This is a genomic window from Candidatus Pelagibacter communis (assembly GCF_001179985.1).
In the GTDB taxonomy this organism is placed as follows: Bacteria; Pseudomonadota; Alphaproteobacteria; order Pelagibacterales; family Pelagibacteraceae; genus Pelagibacter; species Pelagibacter ubique_J.
On record NZ_CVSI01000066.1, the window covers coordinates 1 to 680 of the forward strand.

Consider the following 680-nt stretch of genomic DNA (forward strand, 5'->3'; position numbering starts at 1 on the left):
AAAAAAATTACATTAAATATTTGCTAAATTTTTATTCTGCCATTCTATTTTAATTTCTGCACCTCCTCTGGTTTCTGAATTTCTAAATATTAATTTAGCTTTATTTTTCTCAAGTAGAGTTTTGCCAATAAATATTCCTAGGCCTAAGCCAGACTTACTTTTGTCCTTTGATTTTATTGATTTAATATAGGGTTCACCAATTTTACTAAGAACATCTTTTGGAAATCCTGGTCCATCATCTTCGATTGTTATTTCAGAGACCTCACTATCACTTTTAATTGCTATATAGATGTTATTTTTAGCGAATTTATTCGCATTACCAATAAAGTTTCTAATCCCATACACAATCTCAATTGATTTTGTAACATTGAATGAGTTGGCATTTTGTTCGATATCAATATCGAAATTTTTATCGGAAATTTCTTGGAATGAAGTAACTATTTCTTTGACGTAATCGTGCAAACTCAAGTCTTTATCAATAAACTCATCCTCTACGATTGGATTTAATGTTAATCTTTTTAATATCTCATTACACCTATCTACTTGGCTTACAAGAAGGTCGATATCCTTTTTTACATCCTTATCATTTTTAAATTGTTCAAATAATTCTTGTGATATTATCTTAATTGTTGAAAGAGGTGTTCCTAATGAGTGTGCTGCTGCTGCAGCTTGACCTCCTA

General features: G+C 29.9%; 1 protein-coding gene. It reads right to left on the reverse strand.

The genetic code is table 11. The features are described 5' to 3' along the window. Positions 1-12: 12 nt before the first annotated feature. Positions 13-680 (reverse strand): ATP-binding protein (locus AMN80_RS04750; protein ID WP_143323384.1); only part of this gene is annotated, 668 nt, incomplete at its 5' end.